Consider the following 19,569-nt stretch of genomic DNA (forward strand, 5'->3'; position numbering starts at 1 on the left):
CCTGAGAGATATCTCTCGCCAGTCATTGACGAGACTTCAAATTAATTAACCGCACACAGTCGGCGCTTTCTTTGCCGGTGGCCGCTTACACTTTCATAACAACTAGCGCTATTTAATGCGGCGCAGTTGCCATGAACATCGCGGCTTATAACCTTTCATTGACGCTTTATATTAAAACCCTTTCATGCGCTGCCTGATCAAGACTATTGCGCCGAGCGCTCAAGTGTAATCACCAAGCCTGATTTCAAAGTCGTCAGATAAAGCCCATCACGTTGTCGGCTGAAAAACTGGATTCTTGAGCCTTCCTTACCGGTGACCGACAGGCCATCGGGCTCGGGAAACCAGCCGATGGGTGTTTGCTCAAGCCATGCGCCCAGGCAGTCGGCACCTTTGCCCAGGGTCTGATTGGCCTCCAGCTCGATGACGCACGTGTTCGAGGGTTTGTCCTGCAGGGTCTGCGCCTGCGGCGCATCTTCGCGCGCCGTCAGCGTCGCCTGCCATTGCCCGGCAAATACCGAGGGATCTTCGAGTCTGAGGCTGCTTGCCATACTTGTTTCTCCAGAAATCATGATGAACGCCGCGGAAAGCCACGCCACTGCCTTGTAGGTAAAAGCTTTACTGATCATGGGAATATTCGCTCCGGCGCGTAGCCTTGCCTACAGATCCAACCGATGCAAGTAAAGAAAGCGGCGCATGACGCGCCGCTTTCCCTGTTACATCACGCCACGATGTCGCTGGTCGCTGCCTGGCCCACGGTGCTGACCTGGAAGTCGGCCACGCCGTGCCCGGAGAAGTCCACCGACAGCAGGCTGTTGCCGCCCGACGAGGTCAACACGGCATCGCCCGCCGCACCGGTGAAGGCGCTGACGAAGTGCAGGCCGGCACCTTTGGTGATGCCGGTCAGGTCGATTTTGTCCAGACCGCTGACGAAATCGAGGATCTGATCAATCGCACCCGGCTTGGAGTCGGAGCTGGCCGCGAACACGAAGGTGTCCGAACCCGCGCCGCCCCACAGCTTGTCGGCACCGCCAGCCCCGTAGAGGATGTCGTTGCCGGCACCGCCCTTGAGCTCGTTGGCCACGCTGTTGCCGATCAGCAGGTCGTTGCCCGAACCGCCGATGGCGTTCTCGATGATCGCGCCCTTGGCGATGGACACGTTACCCACCATGCCGCCAACGTCGGAGAACGAGGCATCATTGAGGTTGATCTTCTGGTTCTGGGTGAACCCGGAGAAGTCCAGGGTGTCCTTGCCGCCCGCGTCCCATACCGAGAACACGAGCTTGTCGCTCGACGACGAAGCACTGAGGAAGTCGCGACCGGTGTTGGAGTTGAAACCGTAGGTGGTGTCACCGGTACGGGTGGTGGTGTTGGCACCGTAGAGCTTCTGAATCGCCGCGATGTCGTCCATCAACGGGCCGGACGCGTAGGCTTCTACCCCGCCCTTGCTGAAGTTCTGATTGGTGTTGCTTTCACTCCAGTAACTCATAAGGCTGTAACCGCGGGTGTCTTGCCCGTAGGAAGCATCCTTGTAAGTCGGGTTGCCTTCGCCGGCGTTGTAGTCGCCAGGGTGAGACAGGCCCAGGGCGTGGCCGATTTCGTGCGTCAGGGTCTGACGCCCGTAATTGTTCAGGCCCGGTGTCTTGTTAACGTCGTAGCCACTGCCGGTCAGGTACCAGGACTGACCGTCATAGCCTGGCTCGGTGCCTGGCAGGAAGGCAAACGCTGCTGCACCGTCCAGGCCGCCGCTGTAGTTACCGAAGGTCATGTGACCGTCGCCACCACGGGCAGCTTCGGTGAATGTCACGTTGGCAACATCCGCCCAGGATTGCATGGCGAGCACGGCCTGGGCTTTCTGCAGGGCGCTGAACTGACTGAAACCGGTGACGCCCAGACCGCTGAAGTTGGCGGTTTTGGCCGTCAGAAAGGTGTAGGTCAGTTCGATCTTGCCGCTGTTGTTGAGGTCGTGCCAGGAAGCACCGTCCCGCAACAGCTGGGTAGCGGCTTGATCCACCGAGAAGGAGGGTTTGCCATTGACCGTGAGATTACCGCCACGGTCGTACTGATGGCTGAAGCTATTGATCTGGTTCCAGGCGGAGCTGGTGGCAGCCAGAGACTGCACGGCGCCGACAGGCACAAATGTGTCTGCGGTGATATCAATAGCGTTAGCTTTTACTTTCGACATAAACACACTTCCTTGTTTAGCAATGGAACAGTTTTTGTCCGATAGCGACAATCTCTGGCGAGATCGTCCTATCACTCGCCCAATGAAGGCGTAAGAAACCTGACACAATTTGAAATCTGTCGTAAAGCATTTTTTTGAGATCAAATTAAGCTGTTTCGAAAAACTGCCGTAAACAAAGCGTGCGGGGTCGAAAGAATGTTTTAAGCGATGTGCTTTCGCCTAATTGTCAGACGATTTTCTATTTAAATATTAAATATCGGTAAGTTGTTTTTTGTTAGCCGCGTCTCACTTTCCTGCACTTTATTAGTGCGTGCCAGCGCATTGATATCAATCGTTCAAATACTGGAAATCCCTGTGGAAGCGGGCTTGCTCGCGAAGGCATCGGATCAGTCAACATTGCCGTCGAATGACACACCGCTTTCGCGAGCAAGCCCGCCCCCACAGGGATTTGTAGACGCAAGAATATCAGCTGCCGGTGCGGATCTTGTTCCAGACGCGGGTACGGATTCGGTCGATGTTGAGCGGCATCGCCTCCAGCGCAAACAGCTTGCCCATCATCTCCGGGCTCGGATAGACCTTGGTGTCATTTTTGATCGCCGGGTCGATCAGGCTGTCGGCCTGTTCGTTGCCGTTGGCGTAATGCACGTAATTGCTGATGCCGGCCATGACGTCCGGGCGCAGCAGGTAGTTCATGAACGCATAGCCGGCCTTCTCGTCCGGCGCGTCGGCAGGCATGGCAACCATGTCGAACCAGATTGCCGCGCCTTCCTTGGGAATCGCGTAGCCGATCTCGATGCCGTTTTTCGCTTCCCTGGCGCGGTTTTCCGCTTGCAGGATGTCGCCGGAGAAACCCACCGCGACACAAATGTCGCCGTTGGCCAGGTCGCTGGTGTACTTCGAGGAGTGGAAGTAACTGACGTATGGCCGAACTTTCATCAACAGCGCTTCGGCTTTTTTATAGTCCTCGGGGTCCTTGCTGTGGTGCGGCAACCCGAGGTAATTGAGCGCCGCCGGCAGTAATTCCGGGCCGTTGTCGAGGATGGCTACCCCGCATTTCTGCAGTTTTTCCATGTATTCGGGTTTGAAAATCAGGTCCCAGGAATCCACCGGCGCGTTGTCGCCCAGTACCGCTTTGACCTTGGCGACGTTGTAGCCGATGCCGGTGCTGCCCCACAGATACGGGAAGCCGTGCTCATTGTTCGGGTCGTTGGTCTGCAACGCCTTGAGCAGCACCGGATTGAGGTTCTTCCAGTTCGGCAACTGGCTCTTGTCGAGCTTTTTCAGCGCCCCGCCCTGAATCTGCCGCGCCATGAAGTGGTTGGAGGGAAACACCACGTCGTAACCGGATTTACCGGTCATCAGTTTGCCGTCGAGGGTTTCGTTGCTGTCGTAGACGTCATAGGTGACGCCGACACCGGTTTCCTTCTCGAAATGCTTGGTGGTGTCCGGCGCGATGTAGTCGGACCAGTTGTACACCTTGACCGTTTCGGCCGCGTGACTGATGGAGGCGACCAGCAACAGCGGCGCCAGTGCGAGGGTTTTCTGGATCATGGGTCGATTCCTGTAGGGGCTTTTTTTGTTGGCAGGCAATCAAAGGATCAAACAATCAGAAAATCAGGACATAGGTCTTGCGCACGGTCTCCTGGATATCCCAGACACCGAGCGTGTTGGCCGGCAACATCAGTGCGTCGCCACCTTGTATGTGCAGGGTTTCGCCGCCACCGTCCGGGGTGAACGTGCAACGGCCGGAAATGAAATGGCAAAACTCCTGAGCGGTGATCTGCCGGCGCCAGCGCCCGGGGGTGCACGCCCAGACGCCGGTTTCGACGCCATCGTCGCGCTCGACACTGGTGGTCGACGCAATGGCGACCGGCTCGCCCAGCGGCACGGCCACCGGGTTGGATTCGTCCAGCTGCAATGTGGCGGTGTTCTTGAACTGCGTAATGCTCATGGTCTGACCTGCTGTTGAATAGAACGGCGTTTAGTGCATGAAACCTTCCATGAAGCCAGCCACCCGACTGGCGAGTTTGCGCCGCCAGGGCGCGGTCGCCGGGTTGGCCAGGGTCTGGTCCTCATGAACGAAGCTTTTGATGATGGCGTTGTAACCGAGCCAGCGGCACGGCTCCGGTTCCCAGGCGCGCAGGGCGTGAATGCCGCCGTCCGGCAACACCCAGGGTTGCTGCGTCAATTCGGTGTCGCGCTCGAGAATCAGGTCCGCCAGCGTACGGCCACCGAGATTGCTGGCGCCGACGCCCTCGCCGCCGTAACCGCCCGACAGCGCGATCCCGTTGGCGCGGTCGCAGAGCATGTGCGGCTTGAAATGCCGGGACATGCCGAGATTGCCGCCCCAGGCGTGAGTGATCTGCACGTTCTTCAACTGCGGGAACAGTTCACCGAACAGATAGCGGCGCAGTTCGACTTCATCGCGGGTCAGATCGAAGTTGTGGCGCAACTTGCCGGCGAACTGATAGCCGCCACGGGCGCCGAAGATCAGGCGATTGTCGGCACTGCGCTGGCCGTAGGTGACCTGACGGCTGAATTCACTGAAGGCCTGGCCGCGATTGAGCCCGATCTCGTCCCAGGTGGCCGCAGACAATGGTTCGGTGGCGACGATCAGGCTTTGCACCGGTAACTGGTAGCGCCCCAAGGGTGGCAAGGTCACCGAATACCCCTCCACCGCCGGCACAATCCAGCGACTGCGCACACTGGCCTTGGCCGTGCGCAAGCTGCCCGACTGCCAATGGGTGACCGGACTGTTTTCGTAGATCTTCACGCCCATGCCCTGAACCGTCCGCGCCAGGCCACGCACCAGCTTCGCCGGGTGGATGGTCGCTACGTGCGGCGCAAAGATGCCGCCGTACGGTTTGGCCACGCGAATCTGTTGTGCCAGTTGTTCAGGGCTGAGCCAGCGGTAGTCGTCGTCTGTCAGGCCCTGGCTGTGCAGCTTGGCCAGGTAGTCGCGCAGAGTGGCTTCCTGCTCGGGATAGCGTGCCGCGCAATACAACACGCCGCCCTTGCGATAATCGCAGTGAATACCTTCGCGTTCGAGGACGATCTCCACTTCATCGGGGATGCAGTGCAGCAGATCGAACGAGGCGCGACGCTGTTGCGGCGACAAACCGGCAAGCAAGCGATCCTCGCCCAGCATATTTCCCATCAGCCAGCCGCCATTGCGCCCGGACGCGCCGAAACCGGCGGTTTGTGCCTCGATAATGGCGATGTCCAGGCCGGGGGCGAGTTTCTTCAGGTAGTACGCCGTCCATAACCCGGTGTACCCGGCGCCAATGATCGCCACGTCGACATCCAGATCCTGCTCCAGCGCTGGCCGCGCCATGAGCGGCTCGTCGAGTTGATCCATCCACAAACTGATAGTGCGCCACGCCGGCATGCAAGACTCCGCCACTGAAAACCTTCGATGGCGTCGATCCTAGTGCGTGGGCTCAGGAGAAGTCTTGCGCGCGTGTCCGCAAAGAAATTTGTTTGGCGTACGCCTTCGGCGACTGGCCGGTGTGCTGGCGAAAACAACTGTAGAACGCCGACAACGAATTGAAGCCGGCGGCGAACGCCAGTTCATCAATACGCAACGGGGGCGCGGCAGTGTCCAGCGAGCGCAGCAAATGCTGCAGGCGCGCCTGATTGACGTAGCGATAGAAGCTCTGCCCCAGCACCTGATTCAACAGGTAGGAGATCTGATTGCGACTGTAGCCACACTCCTTCGCCACCCGTTGCAGGTCCAGTTCGGGATCGAGATAGGGTTGCTGGCGCTCGAAGTACTGCTGCAGATCGTCAGCCATAAAGCTCAGTTGGCGCGGCGACAGGCCGAGGCGACTGACCGCTGGACGCTGGCTCGGTGCCTTGCTGCTTTGATTCTGCGTGCGCACCAGCGAGGCGTATTCGTTGACGCGCCAGATCAAGCCGTCTTTGACCGTGAGCGCCTCACTGGAACGGAACGACACCAGCCCTTCACCACCGCGCAATGTCACTTCGTACTGGATGAAGGCGGTATTGCCGTCGACACGGATGCGATCGCAATGCTCGAGCAATTCGTCGGATTCTCGCGGCATGCTGACGCGCACGTACTCGCGCAATTCGTCGAGGCCGAGCACGCGGTTCTGGAAGAAATCGTTGTACTGAATGTCCGGGTGATACAGCGCCATAACGCTGTCCAGGTCGCGATGCTTCCAGCTCAAGTGATAGCGCATGACCGTGGCGGCCGTGGCCTGGGTCTGTTCCGGGCCGTCATTATCGGCGTGCATAAGGGGCTCGGCGAAAAAGAACCGAGCTTGCCCAAGTTCGGCATCTGCATCAATGCCTAATCGCTAGTGGCCTTTTGGCGATGATTGTGTAGGCCGTGACTTACATCAAAAAATGCGAAGCAATCGCAAAATGAACTGAAAAATCTCACAGGAATTTCACATCCGGATGCTACTTTTAATGTCAGTCACCGGTTGAGCCAATGAAGGCTCTTCCCTCCTAACATGGGCAAAAGGAAGCGCTCGATGAAGAAGGCGGGCAACACATGAATAAAGGGTCAAGTAAAGTTACGTTCCCCAATGCCTGCCAACTGATGCGCTGGCATTTTCATCCCATGGGTTTCGAAGCCACGATGGATGCACCGGGCAGCATGATTGCCCGCCTGTTTGATCGCGCCAGCGGTGAAACCATGATCGCCATCGCCGGCATCCCTTGCGCCACCGTGATGAATGCAGCCGATGTCGAGCGCATCATTGAGGCGGTGGAAGATGAGCTGGAATCCTTCGTACCTCCAGAATCCATTAAAAATTACGCCTAAGCTTTTGATAGAGAACAAAAAAGCCCGCACTGATGCGGGCTTTTTCATGGTCAGGCACTTTGTTTGTCGGGGCGATGGTCGACAAAGAACGGTTTGCCCTTGGCGACCCGGTCGGATGCTCGGGGCATGTTCACCGCCTGCGCGTCCTGCGGTTCGACGTACCAGTAGCAATGGCTGACCGCGCGGGTGATGCCGACGTAAGCCAGGCGCAGGATTTCGTCTTTTTGCGCCGTGTCGTAGGGTTCACTGTCGCCGCTTTTGCCCAATCCGGCCATGCGATACACCTGATTCTTGTAAGGCGAACTGGTCAGGTGCTGGCAATCGCCGAGCAAAAACACCGCATCGGCCTGCAAGCCTTTGGCACTGTGATACGTCAGCTGCTTCAGGCGTCGGGCTTCGTAGGGCAAGCTCGAATCCACATTAACTACCGACTGAATATACTCTTCAATCAATGACTTATCGCTGCTTTTTCGATAAAGCATCAAGATCGAATGACCCTGGCGATAGTGTTCGGCAAGCCGTTGCGCCAATCCCTGATCATCACGATCCAGCACATTGACCGGTTGCACCGGCTTGGGCTCGCCACTCGCCCTGGCTTTCTTGCCGGGAATCGCCGGCGCCGCGCGGACGATGTGTTCAGCCGCATCAATGATGTGTTGGTGACTGCGGTAGTTGTCGCTCAGCATCACCCGCGTGGTACTCGGTGACGGGAATTCCTTGTTGAATTCCATGAAGTAACTCGGCGAACTGCCGCGCCAGCCGTAAATCGACTGCCAGTCATCCCCGACACACAGCAACGATGAGCGTTGCGCGCCTCGCCCGACATGCATGGCCGGGCCCCGGCTGCGGATCTCCGTGAGACTGGCGCGAATCCAGGAGACGATTTGCGGCGACACGTCCTGGAATTCATCGATCATCAGGTGCGCCATCGGCCGGAGCAGTTCGTCACCGAGCAGTTTCAGATTTTCCGGCGAGTGCTCACTGAACAGCGCAAACATTCGGTTGTAGGTCATCACCGGCGGTTTCTGATCGAGCAAGTGATCTTCGAAAGCGCGCCAGAACAGACTCAGCGTCTCGAAGAAGAACCGGTCCGGGTCATCCTTGGCGAAACTCATGCGGCCCACCGCGTCGGGCACGTCCAGACCCAGGTTTTCGATGAAACCGGCGGCGGCGACAAAACAGTCGAGCAACGGCGCCGATGCCAACTCGCCCTTGACCTTGTAATCGAAGCCCGGACCGGCCGTCGCGTCGCCTGCCAACGTGGCCAGAACGCGCTTTGATGATTCGTAACTGTCCATCCAGATCAATGGCTTACGACAGAAAGCTTGAAACAGGGTGCGCTTGACCGCCCATTCCGCACGTACGGTCAGCTTGGCGTTGGGCCGGCAGACTTGCGGGTTTTCCCTTGGATCGAAGCCGAGCACGACCCAGGCGTCCAGACTCGGAATGTAGCCATGGCAGTGGAATGTCGAGCCGTTGATGTCGAACGTCTGGCGATTGGGCTCAATGCCCTTGATCGGCCAGGCACCCGCACGAAACCACAGATCCTCGACGACATCGCACAGCTCTTCATCGCGTCGGGACGCAAGCTCGGTCACCGCCATGCGCTTTTGCACATCCGGGTGATCGCGCTCCAGCTCCTTGAGCTGCAAGCCCGCCCGGGACAGCGGCTGGATCAGTTGCCGAAAACGCTCGTCTTCGTTGAACAAGCGGTGATAGCAGGCATTGAGTTGCTGGCGCTGGGCGTCGTTGATCCGCAGGTCGAACGGATTGCTGTCCACCTCGTCTTCAGCGCCCTGAACCCGGTGACTGAGGTTCTCGAACGCCTGCAAGCGCTCGAAACCCGGCAAGCTGCGCACCATCGGCAGAATGCGCGAATGGAAGGTGCGCACCAGCTCCCGCGCCTGCTTCAGGCTCAGCGGCTGGCCCCAAAGGGCGAACAGTTCGAGCAGTTTGTTGATGAAATCCTTGCGCGATTCACGGGTGAAGGTCACCACGGTCATTGAGTCGAGCTCAAAGCCCAGATAATGCGTGAGCAACAGAATGCGCAGCACCAGCGTGGTGGATTTGCCGGCGCCGGCGCCCGCGACAACGGAAGTCGACGGTGTATCGCTGAAAATCATCTTCCACTGTGCGGCGCTCGGTTGCGCGGACTCGGGCAGTAACCGCGCAACATCAGCCTTCATACGCTTCTTCAGCTCGGCGGTGAGCGGCAGGCGCCAGTCATCGAATAAATGGTTGTCGACATTCGGCGGACGATGTTCAGTGCTGCGACTGTCACGGATCAGCAGCACCTGGCGCCCTTCTTCCAACCCTTCGAGCTTGCCCTCTTTGAAGCCGTATTCGACACCGGCGGTATGACCGCTGCGGAAACCATCAGCCTGGCCGTGCAACCACGACGCTCGGTGTTGCGCGCGCAGGCGGGTCAACCCATGACCAAAGAAACGCGCGGCCAGACGCTTGAACCAGGGCATCTCGGCCAAAGGACGAAGTTCAGGGGGAAGATCGGGGGTGTGTTGCGCCACGCTGACGGACTCCGGGGTGAGGCTGTTGCGGCTATGGTGTCTGTATTCGCCGCCGAGTTCTAGCGAAATGCTTACAGGTCATCGGCTTAGCGGATGAACTGAAGGTACGATGCGACGATTTTCCAGCTGTTCCAATCAATTTATTCGATACTCATGCCGCACTTTTTACGCTTTTTATCGATGCTTTCCTGATAGATGATCGCCGTCATATACCACTGGGTGCAGTCTGCACGCCCGTGGCGAACCTTCAAAGGAGACGATCATGCTTGAACTCAGACCCTTCAGCTCGCTGGGCGGTGCCCATCACGGCTGGCTGGATGCCCATCATCACTTCTCGTTCGCCGAATACTATGACCCTCAGCGCATGAGCTGGGGCAACCTGCGCGTATGGAACGACGACGTGATTGCCGCGGGCACCGGTTTCCCGCAACACCCGCATCGCGACATGGAAATCATTACCTATGTTCGTGAAGGCGCGATCACCCACCAGGACAACCTCGGCAACAAGGGCCGTACCGAAGCGGGCGACGTGCAAGTCATGAGCGCCGGCACCGGCATCGCGCACAGCGAGTACAACCTGGAAGCGAAAGACACCAAGATCTTTCAGATCTGGATTCTGCCGACCGAAACCGGTGCACCACCGTCGTGGGGCGCGAAACCGTTCCCCAAAGGTCAACGCGAAGGCTTTGTGACCCTGGCCAGCGGCAAGGCTGGCGACGACCAGAGCTTGCGGATCCGCGCCGATGCGCGCCTGGTGGCCGCCAACATCAAGGCCGGGGAAACGGCGGAATATCGCCTCGATGAAGGGCGCCGGGCGTATCTGGTGCCGGCGACCGGCGTGATTGAGGTCAACGGTTTGCGCGCTCAGGCGCGGGACGGCGTGGCCGTGGCGCATGAACGGGTGCTGACCGTGACCGCGATTGAAGACAGTGAAATCGTGCTGGTGGATCTGGCGTAAATGGCAGGCAAAAAAAAAGGGGCGACCATGACGGTCACCCCTTTTTTCTATCTACCGCCAACACGGCTCTTATGGCGAGAGATTATCCCCACCGGGTCGCGAAACGGCCCTGCTTTTCTATTGAAGGGGACTGCTGCGCAGTCCGACGGGGATAAATCCCCTCGCCACAGATAGCCCCCTCCAAAAGCAGATAAGCCCTCACATCGCATACGCGTGGCGTTACTTGGCGGAAATGGCGCCATCCACCAAGGTCTGCGCTTCAGCCACCAGTTGCTTGAGGTGGTCATCGCTGATGAAGCTTTCGGCGTAGATCTTGTAGATGTCTTCGGTGCCCGAAGGACGCGCCGCGAACCAGCCGTTTTCAGTCATTACCTTCAGACCGCCAATGGCCTGGTCGTTGCCCGGTGCATGACTGAGGATGCTCTGGATCTTCTCGCCGGCCAGTTCGGTCGAGGTCACTTGCGCTGGCGACAGCTTGCTCAGCAGCGCTTTCTGCTCCGGATTGGCCTTGGCATCGACACGTACCGCGAACGGCTCGCCCAGCTCATCGGTCAACGCGCGATAGGCCTGGCTCGGGTCGCGACCGGTTCGGGCGGTCATTTCAGCGGCCAGCAGCGCTGGAATCAGACCGTCCTTGTCGGTACTCCACACGCCACCGTCCTTGCGCAGGAACGACGCACCGGCGCTCTCCTCCCCGCCAAACCCCAGAGAACCGTCGAACAGACCGTCGGCAAACCATTTGAACCCGACCGGCACTTCGTACAAACGACGACCCAGACGCTTGGCCACGCGATCAATCAAACCGCTGCTGACCACAGTTTTACCCACGGCGGCATCCGCGCGCCACTGCGGACGGTTCTGGAATAGATAGTCGATGGACACCGCCAGATAGTTGTTCGGAGCGAGCAAGCCACCGGACGGCGTAACGATGCCGTGACGATCGTGATCCGGATCGCAGGCGAAGGCGACGTCGAAACGCTCCTTGAGGCCGATCAAGCCCTGCATGGCATGGCTGGACGACGGGTCCATACGAATCTGGCCGTCCCAGTCGACGGTCATGAAACGGAACGTCGCATCGACTTCCTTGTTGACCACCTCGAGATCCAGACGGTAATGCTCGGCGATGGCCGACCAGTAGCGCACTCCGGCGCCGCCCAGCGGATCAACGCCCAGACGCAGCTTGGCGTCACGAATGGCATCGAAGTCGATCACGTTGATCAGGTCGGCCACGTAGGTGTTCACGTAGTCGTGACGGTGAGTTGTGGCAGCCTTGAGCGCTTGCTCGTAGCTGATGCGCTTCACACCAACGAGTTTGTTGGCCAGCAACTCGTTGGCCTTGGCCTCGATCCACTTGGTGATATGGGTATCGGCCGGGCCACCATTGGTCGGGTTGTATTTGTAACCGCCGCTTTGTGGCGGGTTGTGCGAAGGCGTAATGACCACACCGTCAGCCAGGCCCGACGTGCGCCCGCGGTTGTAGCAAAGAATGGCGTGGGAAATGGCAGGCGTCGGCGTGTACTCATCGCCCTCGGCGATCATGACCGTCACGCCGTTGGCTGCCAGGACTTCCAGCGCGCTCGCGCCGGCCGGGGTCGACAGTGCGTGAGTGTCGATGCCGACAAACAGCGGGCCAGTGATCCCTTGCGCTTCACGGTACAGGCAGATTGCCTGGCTGATGGCCAGAACGTGCCATTCGTTAAAACTCAAATCAAAGGAGCTGCCCCGGTGTCCGGATGTTCCGAACGCCACACGCTGCGTGGAAATCGAAGCGTCCGGTTGGCCGGTGTAATAAGCCGTTACCAGTCGCGGGATGTCGACCAACAATTCTGCCGGTGCCGGTTTGCCCGCAAAAGGACTGAGAGTCATGCAAAACCTCTGAAATAGAGTGGTTCAGGAATACAGCGCAGTTTACTGGCAGTTTGACCGCAGTGCGATCAGATGTATCCGGAACGCTCCCGATGTTTTTTAACGTTATTCGCCGGGCGCCAGTCGCAAGGCGTCGCTCAAAAGTCCGACGACACTGGTCAGGTCGGGGTCGCCATGGCTCAGCGGGCTCAGACGCAGATGGTGCGCATGCAAGCCCCGCAGGCTGAACAGCTCGCCCGGGGCGATGATGATCTGCTGCTTGAGCAGCCGTTGAAACACATCCCCCATGTCGACCGGCCTTAGCGAGCGGACCCACACCGTCGCCCCGCCTTGCGGCTCGACGATCTGCAACACATCGCTGCGCTCGCGCAATAACTGGATCAAGTGGGTTCGACGTTCCTTGAGCAGTCGCCGCAGTACGGTCAAATGCTGATCCAGTCGCCCTCCACTCAAGAGCCGGGCAATCGCCTTCTGGCGGATCGGCGACAGGCGGAACGCACGCAACAGGAAATGGCGCTGTAGCTCGCTACGCCAGTGTCGTGACAGGACAAACCCGTATGGAGCCTCCGCGCCGATGAACTTCTCGAACGAGGAAAACACCAGCAGGCGATCGGGATCCAGATAATCACGCAAGCGAGGGGTGTCGCCGCTGTCATCGAGTTCGCTATAGCAGTCGTTTTCCAGAACCCAGCTGCCGTGTTCGCCCAGCAAGCGGGCAATGGCCCGCCGATGAACGTCCGGCATCAGGCTGCCCCGGGGCATGCTCAACACCGACGACAAAATCACCAGGCGCACCGGTTCGCTGTTGAGCAACGACTCCAGTTGTTGCAGGTCAATCACGCCTTCGGCCAGCATCGGCAGTTCGATAACGTGAACTTCAGCAGCTTCCAGCAGGCGCAGGATCACCCAGTCGCACGGCGACTCAATCACCACGGTGGTTCGTCGCAACCCGAGCACCGCGATCAGAATTTCCAGTACGCCGCGCAAATCAGCGCCGATATAGACGTCATCCGCCTGCCAGCAATGCACCGTTGACGAGGTGTAGCGTGCGGCCAGGACGGTACGCAGCTCCAGTTCGCCACAGGGTTGAACCTGCCATTGCGGCTGGCGCGGATACTGTCGCAACAGCTCCCGCTCCAGCATCAGCAATGGGCTGTCCAGTGGCTGCAACGATGCCGGATCGTCGGCACTCAACACGCACATCCCCGGACGCCGGGCGTTGACGTAGACGGTCTCGAGCAAATCGCTGCCGCTGCCCGGTGACTCAGGTGTGATCGACGCCTGTGCGTAATACCCGGACTTGGCGATCGAATAGACTCGCCCCTCCTTCTCCAGCAGCGAATAGGCGTACTGAACGGTGGAGATCGAAACATTCAGGCGGTCCGCCAGTTGCCGCAAGGAAGGCAAGCGCAACGTCGCACTCCTGCCCGCTTCGCTGATCAGCAATGTCAGGTAGCGATACACCGCCTGATAAACGAAGTGATCTTTTCCCGTCGTTTTCACGACCCCGTATCCGAGGGCAACGATTGATAACCTGACAAATGGCTCACGTTCAGCCTTCCGCTTTCCGATCGACAATTGTCACAGCGTCGTTCACGCCCGCACCCTCTTCGCGGCTTGCCGCCTCACTGGGCGCTGGCAGACTGATCGCCCCCATGGCGTAGAGCCGGATGATCAGCCTGACCGGCAAGCCGCTGACATCGGTCATCCACTTCAGCACCTGCTCCGGCGCATGCAGGCCCTGCATGGCCCGATGCAAATCCGGCAACGCCACCAGCATGCCGGGATGGCAATGGCGCAAGAACCGCTCGAGTCCGGCCCCGCTATCAATGAAAGGCGCAAACATCAGGCACGTCAGCTGGATCTGATTCAGATCGAAATTCGTCGACAGCCACGCTTGCGCCTGCATGCGCAGGTGTTCGGACTCCTGCAAACTGTCGAACATCGAGAGCCATTGCTCGCAGACCGGTTCGGGGACCTGCTTGCGACGCATCTCCATCAGCCTGTTCTGCAGGTGCTCGCTGATTCCGGCTTCATAGGTTCGCGCCTCAATGAATTGCGCCTGCAGACCGCGCAAATGAGCCGCCACCACTGGCTCGGCGTATTCGTCGTCCCCGTGATACAGCGCCAGGTCATCAGCCTGGTAGCCCAGAAACTCACTGAGCAACGGCCAACGCTCTTCGAGCTTGCTGACGAACATGTCGTTGATATTGACGAAACCGGTGCGTCGACAGGCTTCGAACTGACCTTCAGGACGCCAGGCCGTTCGCTCCTCTTCGGTGTAGAACTCCCGGTAATAATCGCCGCCCAACCCGTCGAGCAACGGAAACAGCGTCTCGAATCCGGCGGTATTCACCAAAGGCCCGGCGATCGCGGCCTTTTGCACCGCACGACTCAATCCGTCGAGGAAGTATTGCTGTCGGCGTGGCGATTCCCCACCGATCATCGCGTCGACGCCGTTGTTCCAGCGGGCGATCTGGCCGTAGTACTCGGCGGTGGCCAGGTAGGCGTCATCCCACATTTCGAGTTCTTCACTGAAACTTCGACGATGGCCGATCAGCAGCAGGTTGAGACGGTGTGCTTCACGTCCACCGTCGCTGACCGATGCCTGATGATCGAACGGCAGGACCTCGCGGTGATCCACCATCAACAGTTCAACCCTGGGATCGTCGTAGAGGAACAGCGCGCCGTAGCTGCGGTGCATGTTTTGCAGGGCCGTGGGGCCGAAGCCATTCCAGCGCAAAGTCGCGACCCGCAACTGGAAGGTCGCGGGCGCTCGGCCGGCGATACTCAACTGCGCCGCCCGCAGAAGCGCCAGTGTATAGCAGCAATCACGGGAACCTGACTGGTTCACCAGCACCTTGAAATGACCGATGTTATCCATGCCGCCGGCGGCCACCACCAGGCGCTGAATCAGCAGTTGCAATGCTGTGCGCTCTGCGCGGGAGAAAAAGCTCAGCAAACGTTGCAATACTTGCTGGTAGACATAATTCATTGCCTGATCATGGATCGTGCTCATCGGTATTTACCCGGTATCAAAAAGATTCCTGTCGCAACGACTGAAACATCAGTCTCGCGACAATTCATCAATAAGTAATAGACGTTCAGATGCTAACACTTACAAATTCGTAGTTATTTGAAACACTTGAACAGCGAAATGCCCAAGATAAACTTTTGACATTCATTAACCATCTGTATTTAAAGGGTTTTTATCAGAGCCAAACATTCCTAGGAAACTTCCCACAAGGTCCCACGGAAAATGAGTACAAGAAAATACGAAGCAGTTTCCGAATAGGCCTACAGCGCTTAAACAGAAATCGGCGCAAGCACAATCACTTGCTGATTGATGTTGCACAGGACAAATTGAATGCACAGACATGACTCATTCCTTGAGATGAAAGTAATCATTCAATTATCAGGGCTTATATCGGGATTAGAAGATACAGATGGCGGACAAAAACCGGTTCAGATGCCGATCCGTCCCCGATACGCTACCGGGGATATCTGTTCTTTTCAGGGGGAAGTACACGCAGAAGAGTCCGTGGGGCCACGGACTCTGAGGGTTGGCTTTAAGCCGGTTCGACTTGCAGTGCGACGCGCTCGCGGCATGGGCATTCGTCCATGTAACGGTGTGCTTCTACGAACTCATTGAACGGGAATACACGGGTCTTGAGCGGCAACAACACGCGATCAGCGGTCAATTGGTTGATGTCACGCAAGGCACGCTGCAAGGCGACGTGATCCTGGGTGATACCCAATTCCGGCTTGCCGGTGAAATTGCCGATGCAGTGCACGAAGAACTGGATGTTCTTCTGGAACGCCGCACACGCCGGAAACGGTGTCTGGTTACCGCCCTGCAGGCCGTACAACACCAGGCTGCCACGCGGTGCCAGCACATCGCCAAGCAGCGACATCTGTGGCCCGCCCAGGCCATCGAAAACCACATCGACGCCACGGTTGTCAGTGATCTTGTTGATGCGCATCAACAGATCTTCTTCCTCGGTCACGATCACCTTCTCCGCACCAAGGGACAGCAGATACTCGCGCTCTTCCGCCTCTTTGGTGGCGGCAATGACCCGCACCCCCATCGCCTTGCCCAACTGTACAAAGGACGGTCCCGCACAATGGCTGGCGTCAGTCACCAAGGCAAACTGCCCGGGTTTGACCCGTGCCAGATCGGCGTAGGCAAAATAAGCGATCAACAGCGGCGTGTAATGCACACTGGCTTCGATCGGGCTGAGCACATCGGGATAACGGGTCAGCGCGGTGCGCGGCAGCACGATCGACTCGCCGTAGACCGGATAATCGTTCGGGCTTTCGGCCGGGAAGCTGGCCACCTTGTCGCCGACGGACAGGTCTTCGACATCGGCGCCGACGGCCGTCACCACGCCGGCCATTTCATGGCCAAGGCCTGAGGGCAGGCGTGCCTGGGACGAGGCCAGATTCTGACGCCAGAGTGTGTCGTACCAGCTGATGCCGATCGCCTCGACACGCACCTGCACTTCGCCAGGACCTGGCTGAGCGGCCGCATGCTCTTCGCATTTGAGCACCTCGGCCGGACCAAACTTGTGAAAACGGATCGTGCGGGACATCGCAAACCTCGTCAAATTAACCTCTAATGCCACGAACTCTATCTGGGCTTTCGACCCAAGACTATCAGTGGCTATTAATAGTCGACATGCCTGTCATTGATTCCGCAGTATGGACGGCATCGGCGAAATCCATGAAAAAACTGCTGCCATCGCCTGAGTAAAGCTGAATTTTCCGGTGCAGAGTACCAGCCTTTCCCCGTAAGATTCATGCCGGCCATTGTTCTCATATGGCTGCCCTCGTCAAGCTTGATGACTCTGCCAGGACTCCAGATGAATCGTAATGACCTGCGTCGTGTCGACCTGAACCTGTTGATCGTATTCGAAACATTGATGCACGAACGCAGTGTGACCCGTGCCGCCGAGAAATTGTTCCTCGGCCAGCCAGCGATCAGTGCGGCGCTTTCGCGCCTGCGCAGCCTGTTCGATGATCCATTGTTCGTGCGCACCGGCCGAAGCATGGAGCCGTCCGCCCGTGCGGTGGAAATCTTCGCCCTGCTCTCGCCCGCCCTCGACTCGATTTCGACTGCCGTCAGCCGCGCGGCGGAATTCGACCCGGCCACCAGTACCTCGGTGTTTCGCATCGGTTTGTCCGACGATGTCGAGTTCGCCCTGCTGCCGATGCTGCTCAAGCGCCTGCGCGCCGAAGCACCCGGCATCGTGCTGGTGGTGCGTCGGGTCAACTACATCCTGATGCCCGGCCTGCTGGCCTCCGGCGAAATCTCCATCGGCGTCAGCTACACCACCGACCTGCCGGCCAACGCCAAGCGCAAGGTCCTGCGTCGCAGCCAGCCGAAGCTGTTGCGTGCCGACACCGTGCCGGGCCCGTTAAGCCTCGACGACTACTGCGCGCGGCCCCATGCGCTGGTGTCGTTCGCCGGTGACCTCAGTGGCTTTATTGATGAAGAACTGGAGAAGCTCGGCCGCAAACGCCATGTGGTACTGGCTGTGCCGCAGTTCAACGGGCTAAGTACGTTGCTGGCGGGAACCGACATCGTTGCCACCGTGCCGGACTACACCGCTGAAGCGCTGACCGCGGCGGGTGGCGTGCGAGCGGAAGATCCGCCGTTGCCGACGCGCACGTTCGAGCTGCACATGGCGTGGCGCGGGTCGCAGGATAATGATCCGGGTGAGCGTTGGCTGCGGTCGCGGATTCAGATGTTCTTTGGCGATCCGGATAGTCTCTAGGGGTCGTCTGGCAGGCTATTCAGCTAATCATTTCTGCCTTTTCATAGACCATGGCCACTTCAGAGAGAATTGCTACATTGGGGGCATATCTGAGGGCACGCTTTGATGGTTTGAAAAGGATGCCCCCAGCATGAGGTCCAACAGTCCCCCTCTCTAAAAAACTCACCCGCTGCTGTTCCCAGACACCACCGAGTGAAGGTAGGTCAATAAGACGCTCTCCTCTACCCAAGTGCGTGAGCAACCGAGTGATACCTCCTGTGCAATTAATATCACAGGTGTAGCTTGTGAAGCTGAAAGTCCCCTTCGCAGAGAAAGATGAAGCAAATCACTCGGTGCCAATTGGGATCCGAGCCTGAAGACTTGGTACATCCCCGAGGGGGTCGGCATCGGCCCCTTGGCTCAATGGCTGCCGGTAACAGAGCATGCGGACCTGGGGCATGGACCAGAATTTTGCGTGAGAGCGCCTTACTACTACGTCATGGAGTCGATGTCCGACTGCCGGGGCTGCTCCAATTTGACCCACGTGCTCTCATTCAAGCTACCCGAGCAACAGGAACCACGTACCGGACTGTCTGCGGCTGAAAGCTGGTTGGTGGACGTCTGCTGAGCAAGAACCGTCGCATCGCCTGCGCCTCGCCGGCGTACCTGGCAGCCCACGGCACGCCACGGATTCCAGCCAGCACAACTGCCTGGTGTTCCTGCGGGCCACGCCGCAGCGCGAGTGGCTGTTCCGTGGCGTGAGCAGCGAGAGCGTACGCTTGCAGGGAAAACTGTCGGCCAATAACGGCACGGCGTTGATGAATGCGGCGCTGGAAGGCATCGGTATCGCCCTGCTACCGCAGACACTTGTGCTGGACGCCCTGAAGGATGGGCGTCTGGTTCACCTGCTGCCGGACCATTAAACGCTGGACCGACCGCTGCACTTGGTCTACCTGCTGGACAAGCAGATGACGCCGAAGTCGCGCAGTTTTATCGAGTTTATGGTGGGACGGCTTGCGTAACCGACACAGGGGCTTGCGATCGTTCCCACGCTCCAGCGTGGGAGTGACCATTTCCCCTTGAAAAATTAGGCCGCCACAGTTCGCATCTACCCCTTCAGGACATCCTCGATTAGCGCTTTATCAGAACAGCGAAAAACCACTTCAAGTTCATGTGCATCATCACCACGCCAATCAAGCACTGAATCACGCAGAATCTCCAAATATATTTTCAGCGCCTTTCTATCTAACGGAGGTAAAGCCTCGTGAAAGACCACTATCTTATGGCAGGGAATCCACTCAAAATCCCTCAAGCAATCATATAACGCGTCCCAATTAAAACCAAAATACCCCGGAAACCAAAGCAAATAATACAACGACTTAATAAGTTCATCCGCCACGCCTATACCAGGATCAACCCTGACATAAAACACCTTGGCCGAATCGTAGGAAGGCGCCTGCTCTGTAAAAACGAAAGGTAGCATTTGCAAC

Annotated in this window: 17 protein-coding genes; 5 read left to right on the forward strand and 12 right to left on the reverse strand. The window is 58.4% G+C overall.

Annotated features, from left to right (window positions below):
- Positions 1–203 precede the first annotated feature (203 nt).
- The 6 genes from PseuLF5_RS03970 to PseuLF5_RS03995 all read right to left on the reverse strand — a co-directional run bounded on the left by PseuLF5_RS03970 (position 204) and on the right by PseuLF5_RS03995 (position 6,438).
- Entirely contained in the window at positions 204–626 is a 423-nt protein-coding gene (locus PseuLF5_RS03970) for an AprI/Inh family metalloprotease inhibitor (RefSeq protein ID WP_158277043.1), read from the reverse strand.
- A gap of 92 nt (positions 627–718) precedes the next feature.
- Positions 719–2,182: a serralysin family metalloprotease gene (locus PseuLF5_RS03975; RefSeq protein WP_123468593.1), complete on the reverse strand. Its 1,464-nt coding sequence runs from the start codon at positions 2,180–2,182 to the stop codon at positions 719–721.
- 465 nt (positions 2,183–2,647) lie between these two features.
- On the reverse strand, positions 2,648–3,733 hold the full coding sequence (locus tag PseuLF5_RS03980) for a polyamine ABC transporter substrate-binding protein (RefSeq protein WP_340132981.1): 1,086 nt from the start codon (positions 3,731–3,733) through the stop codon (positions 2,648–2,650).
- A 55-nt stretch (positions 3,734–3,788) separates the two neighbouring features.
- Complete coding sequence (locus PseuLF5_RS03985) at positions 3,789–4,133, reverse strand: cupin domain-containing protein (protein WP_123468586.1); 345 nt, start codon at positions 4,131–4,133, stop codon at positions 3,789–3,791.
- A gap of 30 nt (positions 4,134–4,163) precedes the next feature.
- The gene (locus PseuLF5_RS03990; protein ID WP_222832953.1) at positions 4,164–5,570 is read right to left on the reverse strand and encodes an NAD(P)/FAD-dependent oxidoreductase; all 1,407 of its coding nucleotides are present in this window, start codon (positions 5,568–5,570) and stop codon (positions 4,164–4,166) included.
- Positions 5,571–5,622: 52 nt separating this feature from the next.
- Positions 5,623–6,438, reverse strand: a complete 816-nt coding sequence (locus PseuLF5_RS03995; protein WP_267794807.1) for an AraC family transcriptional regulator — start codon at positions 6,436–6,438, stop codon at positions 5,623–5,625.
- A 263-nt stretch (positions 6,439–6,701) separates the two neighbouring features.
- Between PseuLF5_RS03995 and PseuLF5_RS04000 the strand changes: the two genes are divergently transcribed.
- A complete protein-coding gene (locus PseuLF5_RS04000) occupies positions 6,702–6,974 on the forward strand; it encodes a DUF1652 domain-containing protein (RefSeq protein WP_123468581.1) in 273 nt (90 codons plus the stop codon).
- A 50-nt stretch (positions 6,975–7,024) separates the two neighbouring features.
- On the opposite strand, the gene PseuLF5_RS04005 is transcribed toward PseuLF5_RS04000, so the two are convergent.
- Positions 7,025–9,499 carry a UvrD-helicase domain-containing protein gene (locus tag PseuLF5_RS04005; protein WP_340132982.1) on the reverse strand — a complete coding sequence of 825 codons (2,475 nt, stop codon included), beginning with the start codon at positions 9,497–9,499 and terminating at the stop codon, positions 7,025–7,027.
- Positions 9,500–9,761: 262 nt separating this feature from the next.
- On the opposite strand from PseuLF5_RS04005, the gene PseuLF5_RS04010 reads away from it, so the two are divergent.
- Positions 9,762–10,457 carry a pirin family protein gene (locus tag PseuLF5_RS04010; RefSeq protein ID WP_128616375.1) on the forward strand — a complete coding sequence of 232 codons (696 nt, stop codon included), beginning with the start codon at positions 9,762–9,764 and terminating at the stop codon, positions 10,455–10,457.
- A gap of 219 nt (positions 10,458–10,676) precedes the next feature.
- Here the strand turns inward: PseuLF5_RS04010 and pgm are convergent, their stop codons facing one another.
- The 4 genes from pgm to PseuLF5_RS04030 all read right to left on the reverse strand — a co-directional run bounded on the left by pgm (position 10,677) and on the right by PseuLF5_RS04030 (position 16,915).
- Positions 10,677–12,323: a phosphoglucomutase (alpha-D-glucose-1,6-bisphosphate-dependent) gene (gene pgm, locus PseuLF5_RS04015; RefSeq protein ID WP_322374491.1), complete on the reverse strand. Its 1,647-nt coding sequence runs from the start codon at positions 12,321–12,323 to the stop codon at positions 10,677–10,679.
- 105 nt (positions 12,324–12,428) lie between these two features.
- Positions 12,429–13,826 (reverse strand): aminotransferase-like domain-containing protein, encoded by a 1,398-nt coding sequence (locus PseuLF5_RS04020; RefSeq protein ID WP_340132983.1) that lies wholly within the window; start codon positions 13,824–13,826, stop codon positions 12,429–12,431.
- Positions 13,827–13,875: 49 nt separating this feature from the next.
- On the reverse strand, positions 13,876–15,342 hold the full coding sequence (locus PseuLF5_RS04025) for a hypothetical protein (RefSeq protein ID WP_267794814.1): 1,467 nt from the start codon (positions 15,340–15,342) through the stop codon (positions 13,876–13,878).
- A gap of 550 nt (positions 15,343–15,892) precedes the next feature.
- A complete protein-coding gene (locus tag PseuLF5_RS04030) occupies positions 15,893–16,915 on the reverse strand; it encodes a zinc-dependent alcohol dehydrogenase family protein (RefSeq protein ID WP_007914918.1) in 1,023 nt (340 codons plus the stop codon).
- A 270-nt stretch (positions 16,916–17,185) separates the two neighbouring features.
- On the opposite strand from PseuLF5_RS04030, the gene PseuLF5_RS04035 reads away from it, so the two are divergent.
- From PseuLF5_RS04035 to PseuLF5_RS04045, 3 genes are all read left to right on the forward strand, one after another.
- The gene (locus tag PseuLF5_RS04035; RefSeq protein WP_123468563.1) at positions 17,186–18,100 is read left to right on the forward strand and encodes a LysR family transcriptional regulator; all 915 of its coding nucleotides are present in this window, start codon (positions 17,186–17,188) and stop codon (positions 18,098–18,100) included.
- A 352-nt stretch (positions 18,101–18,452) separates the two neighbouring features.
- Positions 18,453–18,707: a hypothetical protein gene (locus PseuLF5_RS04040; RefSeq protein ID WP_340133269.1), complete on the forward strand. Its 255-nt coding sequence runs from the start codon at positions 18,453–18,455 to the stop codon at positions 18,705–18,707.
- A 19-nt stretch (positions 18,708–18,726) separates the two neighbouring features.
- Positions 18,727–19,002 carry a LysR substrate-binding domain-containing protein gene (locus PseuLF5_RS04045; RefSeq protein ID WP_340133270.1) on the forward strand — a complete coding sequence of 92 codons (276 nt, stop codon included), beginning with the start codon at positions 18,727–18,729 and terminating at the stop codon, positions 19,000–19,002.
- A 185-nt stretch (positions 19,003–19,187) separates the two neighbouring features.
- On the opposite strand, the gene PseuLF5_RS04050 is transcribed toward PseuLF5_RS04045, so the two are convergent.
- Positions 19,188–19,562 carry a barstar family protein gene (locus tag PseuLF5_RS04050; protein ID WP_340132984.1) on the reverse strand — a complete coding sequence of 125 codons (375 nt, stop codon included), beginning with the start codon at positions 19,560–19,562 and terminating at the stop codon, positions 19,188–19,190.
- Between the last annotated feature and the right edge of the window lie 7 nt (positions 19,563–19,569).

Origin of the sequence: Pseudomonas sp. LF-5 (assembly GCF_037626295.1) — a bacterium.
Taxonomy (GTDB): Bacteria; Pseudomonadota; Gammaproteobacteria; order Pseudomonadales; family Pseudomonadaceae; genus Aquipseudomonas; species Aquipseudomonas monsensis.

Coding starts and splice junctions, on each gene's coding strand:
- PseuLF5_RS04000 (WP_123468581.1), top strand. CDS start 6,702: ATGAATAAAGGGTCAAGTAAAGTTACGTTCCCCAATGCCTGCCAACTG.
- PseuLF5_RS03990 (WP_222832953.1), bottom strand. CDS start 5,570: ATGCCGGCGTGGCGCACTATCAGTTTGTGGATGGATCAACTCGACGAG.
- PseuLF5_RS03980 (WP_340132981.1), bottom strand. CDS start 3,733: ATGATCCAGAAAACCCTCGCACTGGCGCCGCTGTTGCTGGTCGCCTCC.
- PseuLF5_RS03985 (WP_123468586.1), bottom strand. CDS start 4,133: ATGAGCATTACGCAGTTCAAGAACACCGCCACATTGCAGCTGGACGAA.
- PseuLF5_RS04035 (WP_123468563.1), top strand. CDS start 17,186: ATGAATCGTAATGACCTGCGTCGTGTCGACCTGAACCTGTTGATCGTA.
- PseuLF5_RS03975 (WP_123468593.1), bottom strand. CDS start 2,182: ATGTCGAAAGTAAAAGCTAACGCTATTGATATCACCGCAGACACATTT.
- PseuLF5_RS04050 (WP_340132984.1), bottom strand. CDS start 19,562: ATGCTACCTTTCGTTTTTACAGAGCAGGCGCCTTCCTACGATTCGGCC.
- PseuLF5_RS03970 (WP_158277043.1), bottom strand. CDS start 626: ATGATCAGTAAAGCTTTTACCTACAAGGCAGTGGCGTGGCTTTCCGCG.
- PseuLF5_RS04025 (WP_267794814.1), bottom strand. CDS start 15,342: ATGAGCACGATCCATGATCAGGCAATGAATTATGTCTACCAGCAAGTA.
- PseuLF5_RS04010 (WP_128616375.1), top strand. CDS start 9,762: ATGCTTGAACTCAGACCCTTCAGCTCGCTGGGCGGTGCCCATCACGGC.
- PseuLF5_RS04030 (WP_007914918.1), bottom strand. CDS start 16,915: ATGTCCCGCACGATCCGTTTTCACAAGTTTGGTCCGGCCGAGGTGCTC.
- PseuLF5_RS03995 (WP_267794807.1), bottom strand. CDS start 6,438: ATGCACGCCGATAATGACGGCCCGGAACAGACCCAGGCCACGGCCGCC.
- pgm (WP_322374491.1), bottom strand. CDS start 12,323: ATGACTCTCAGTCCTTTTGCGGGCAAACCGGCACCGGCAGAATTGTTG.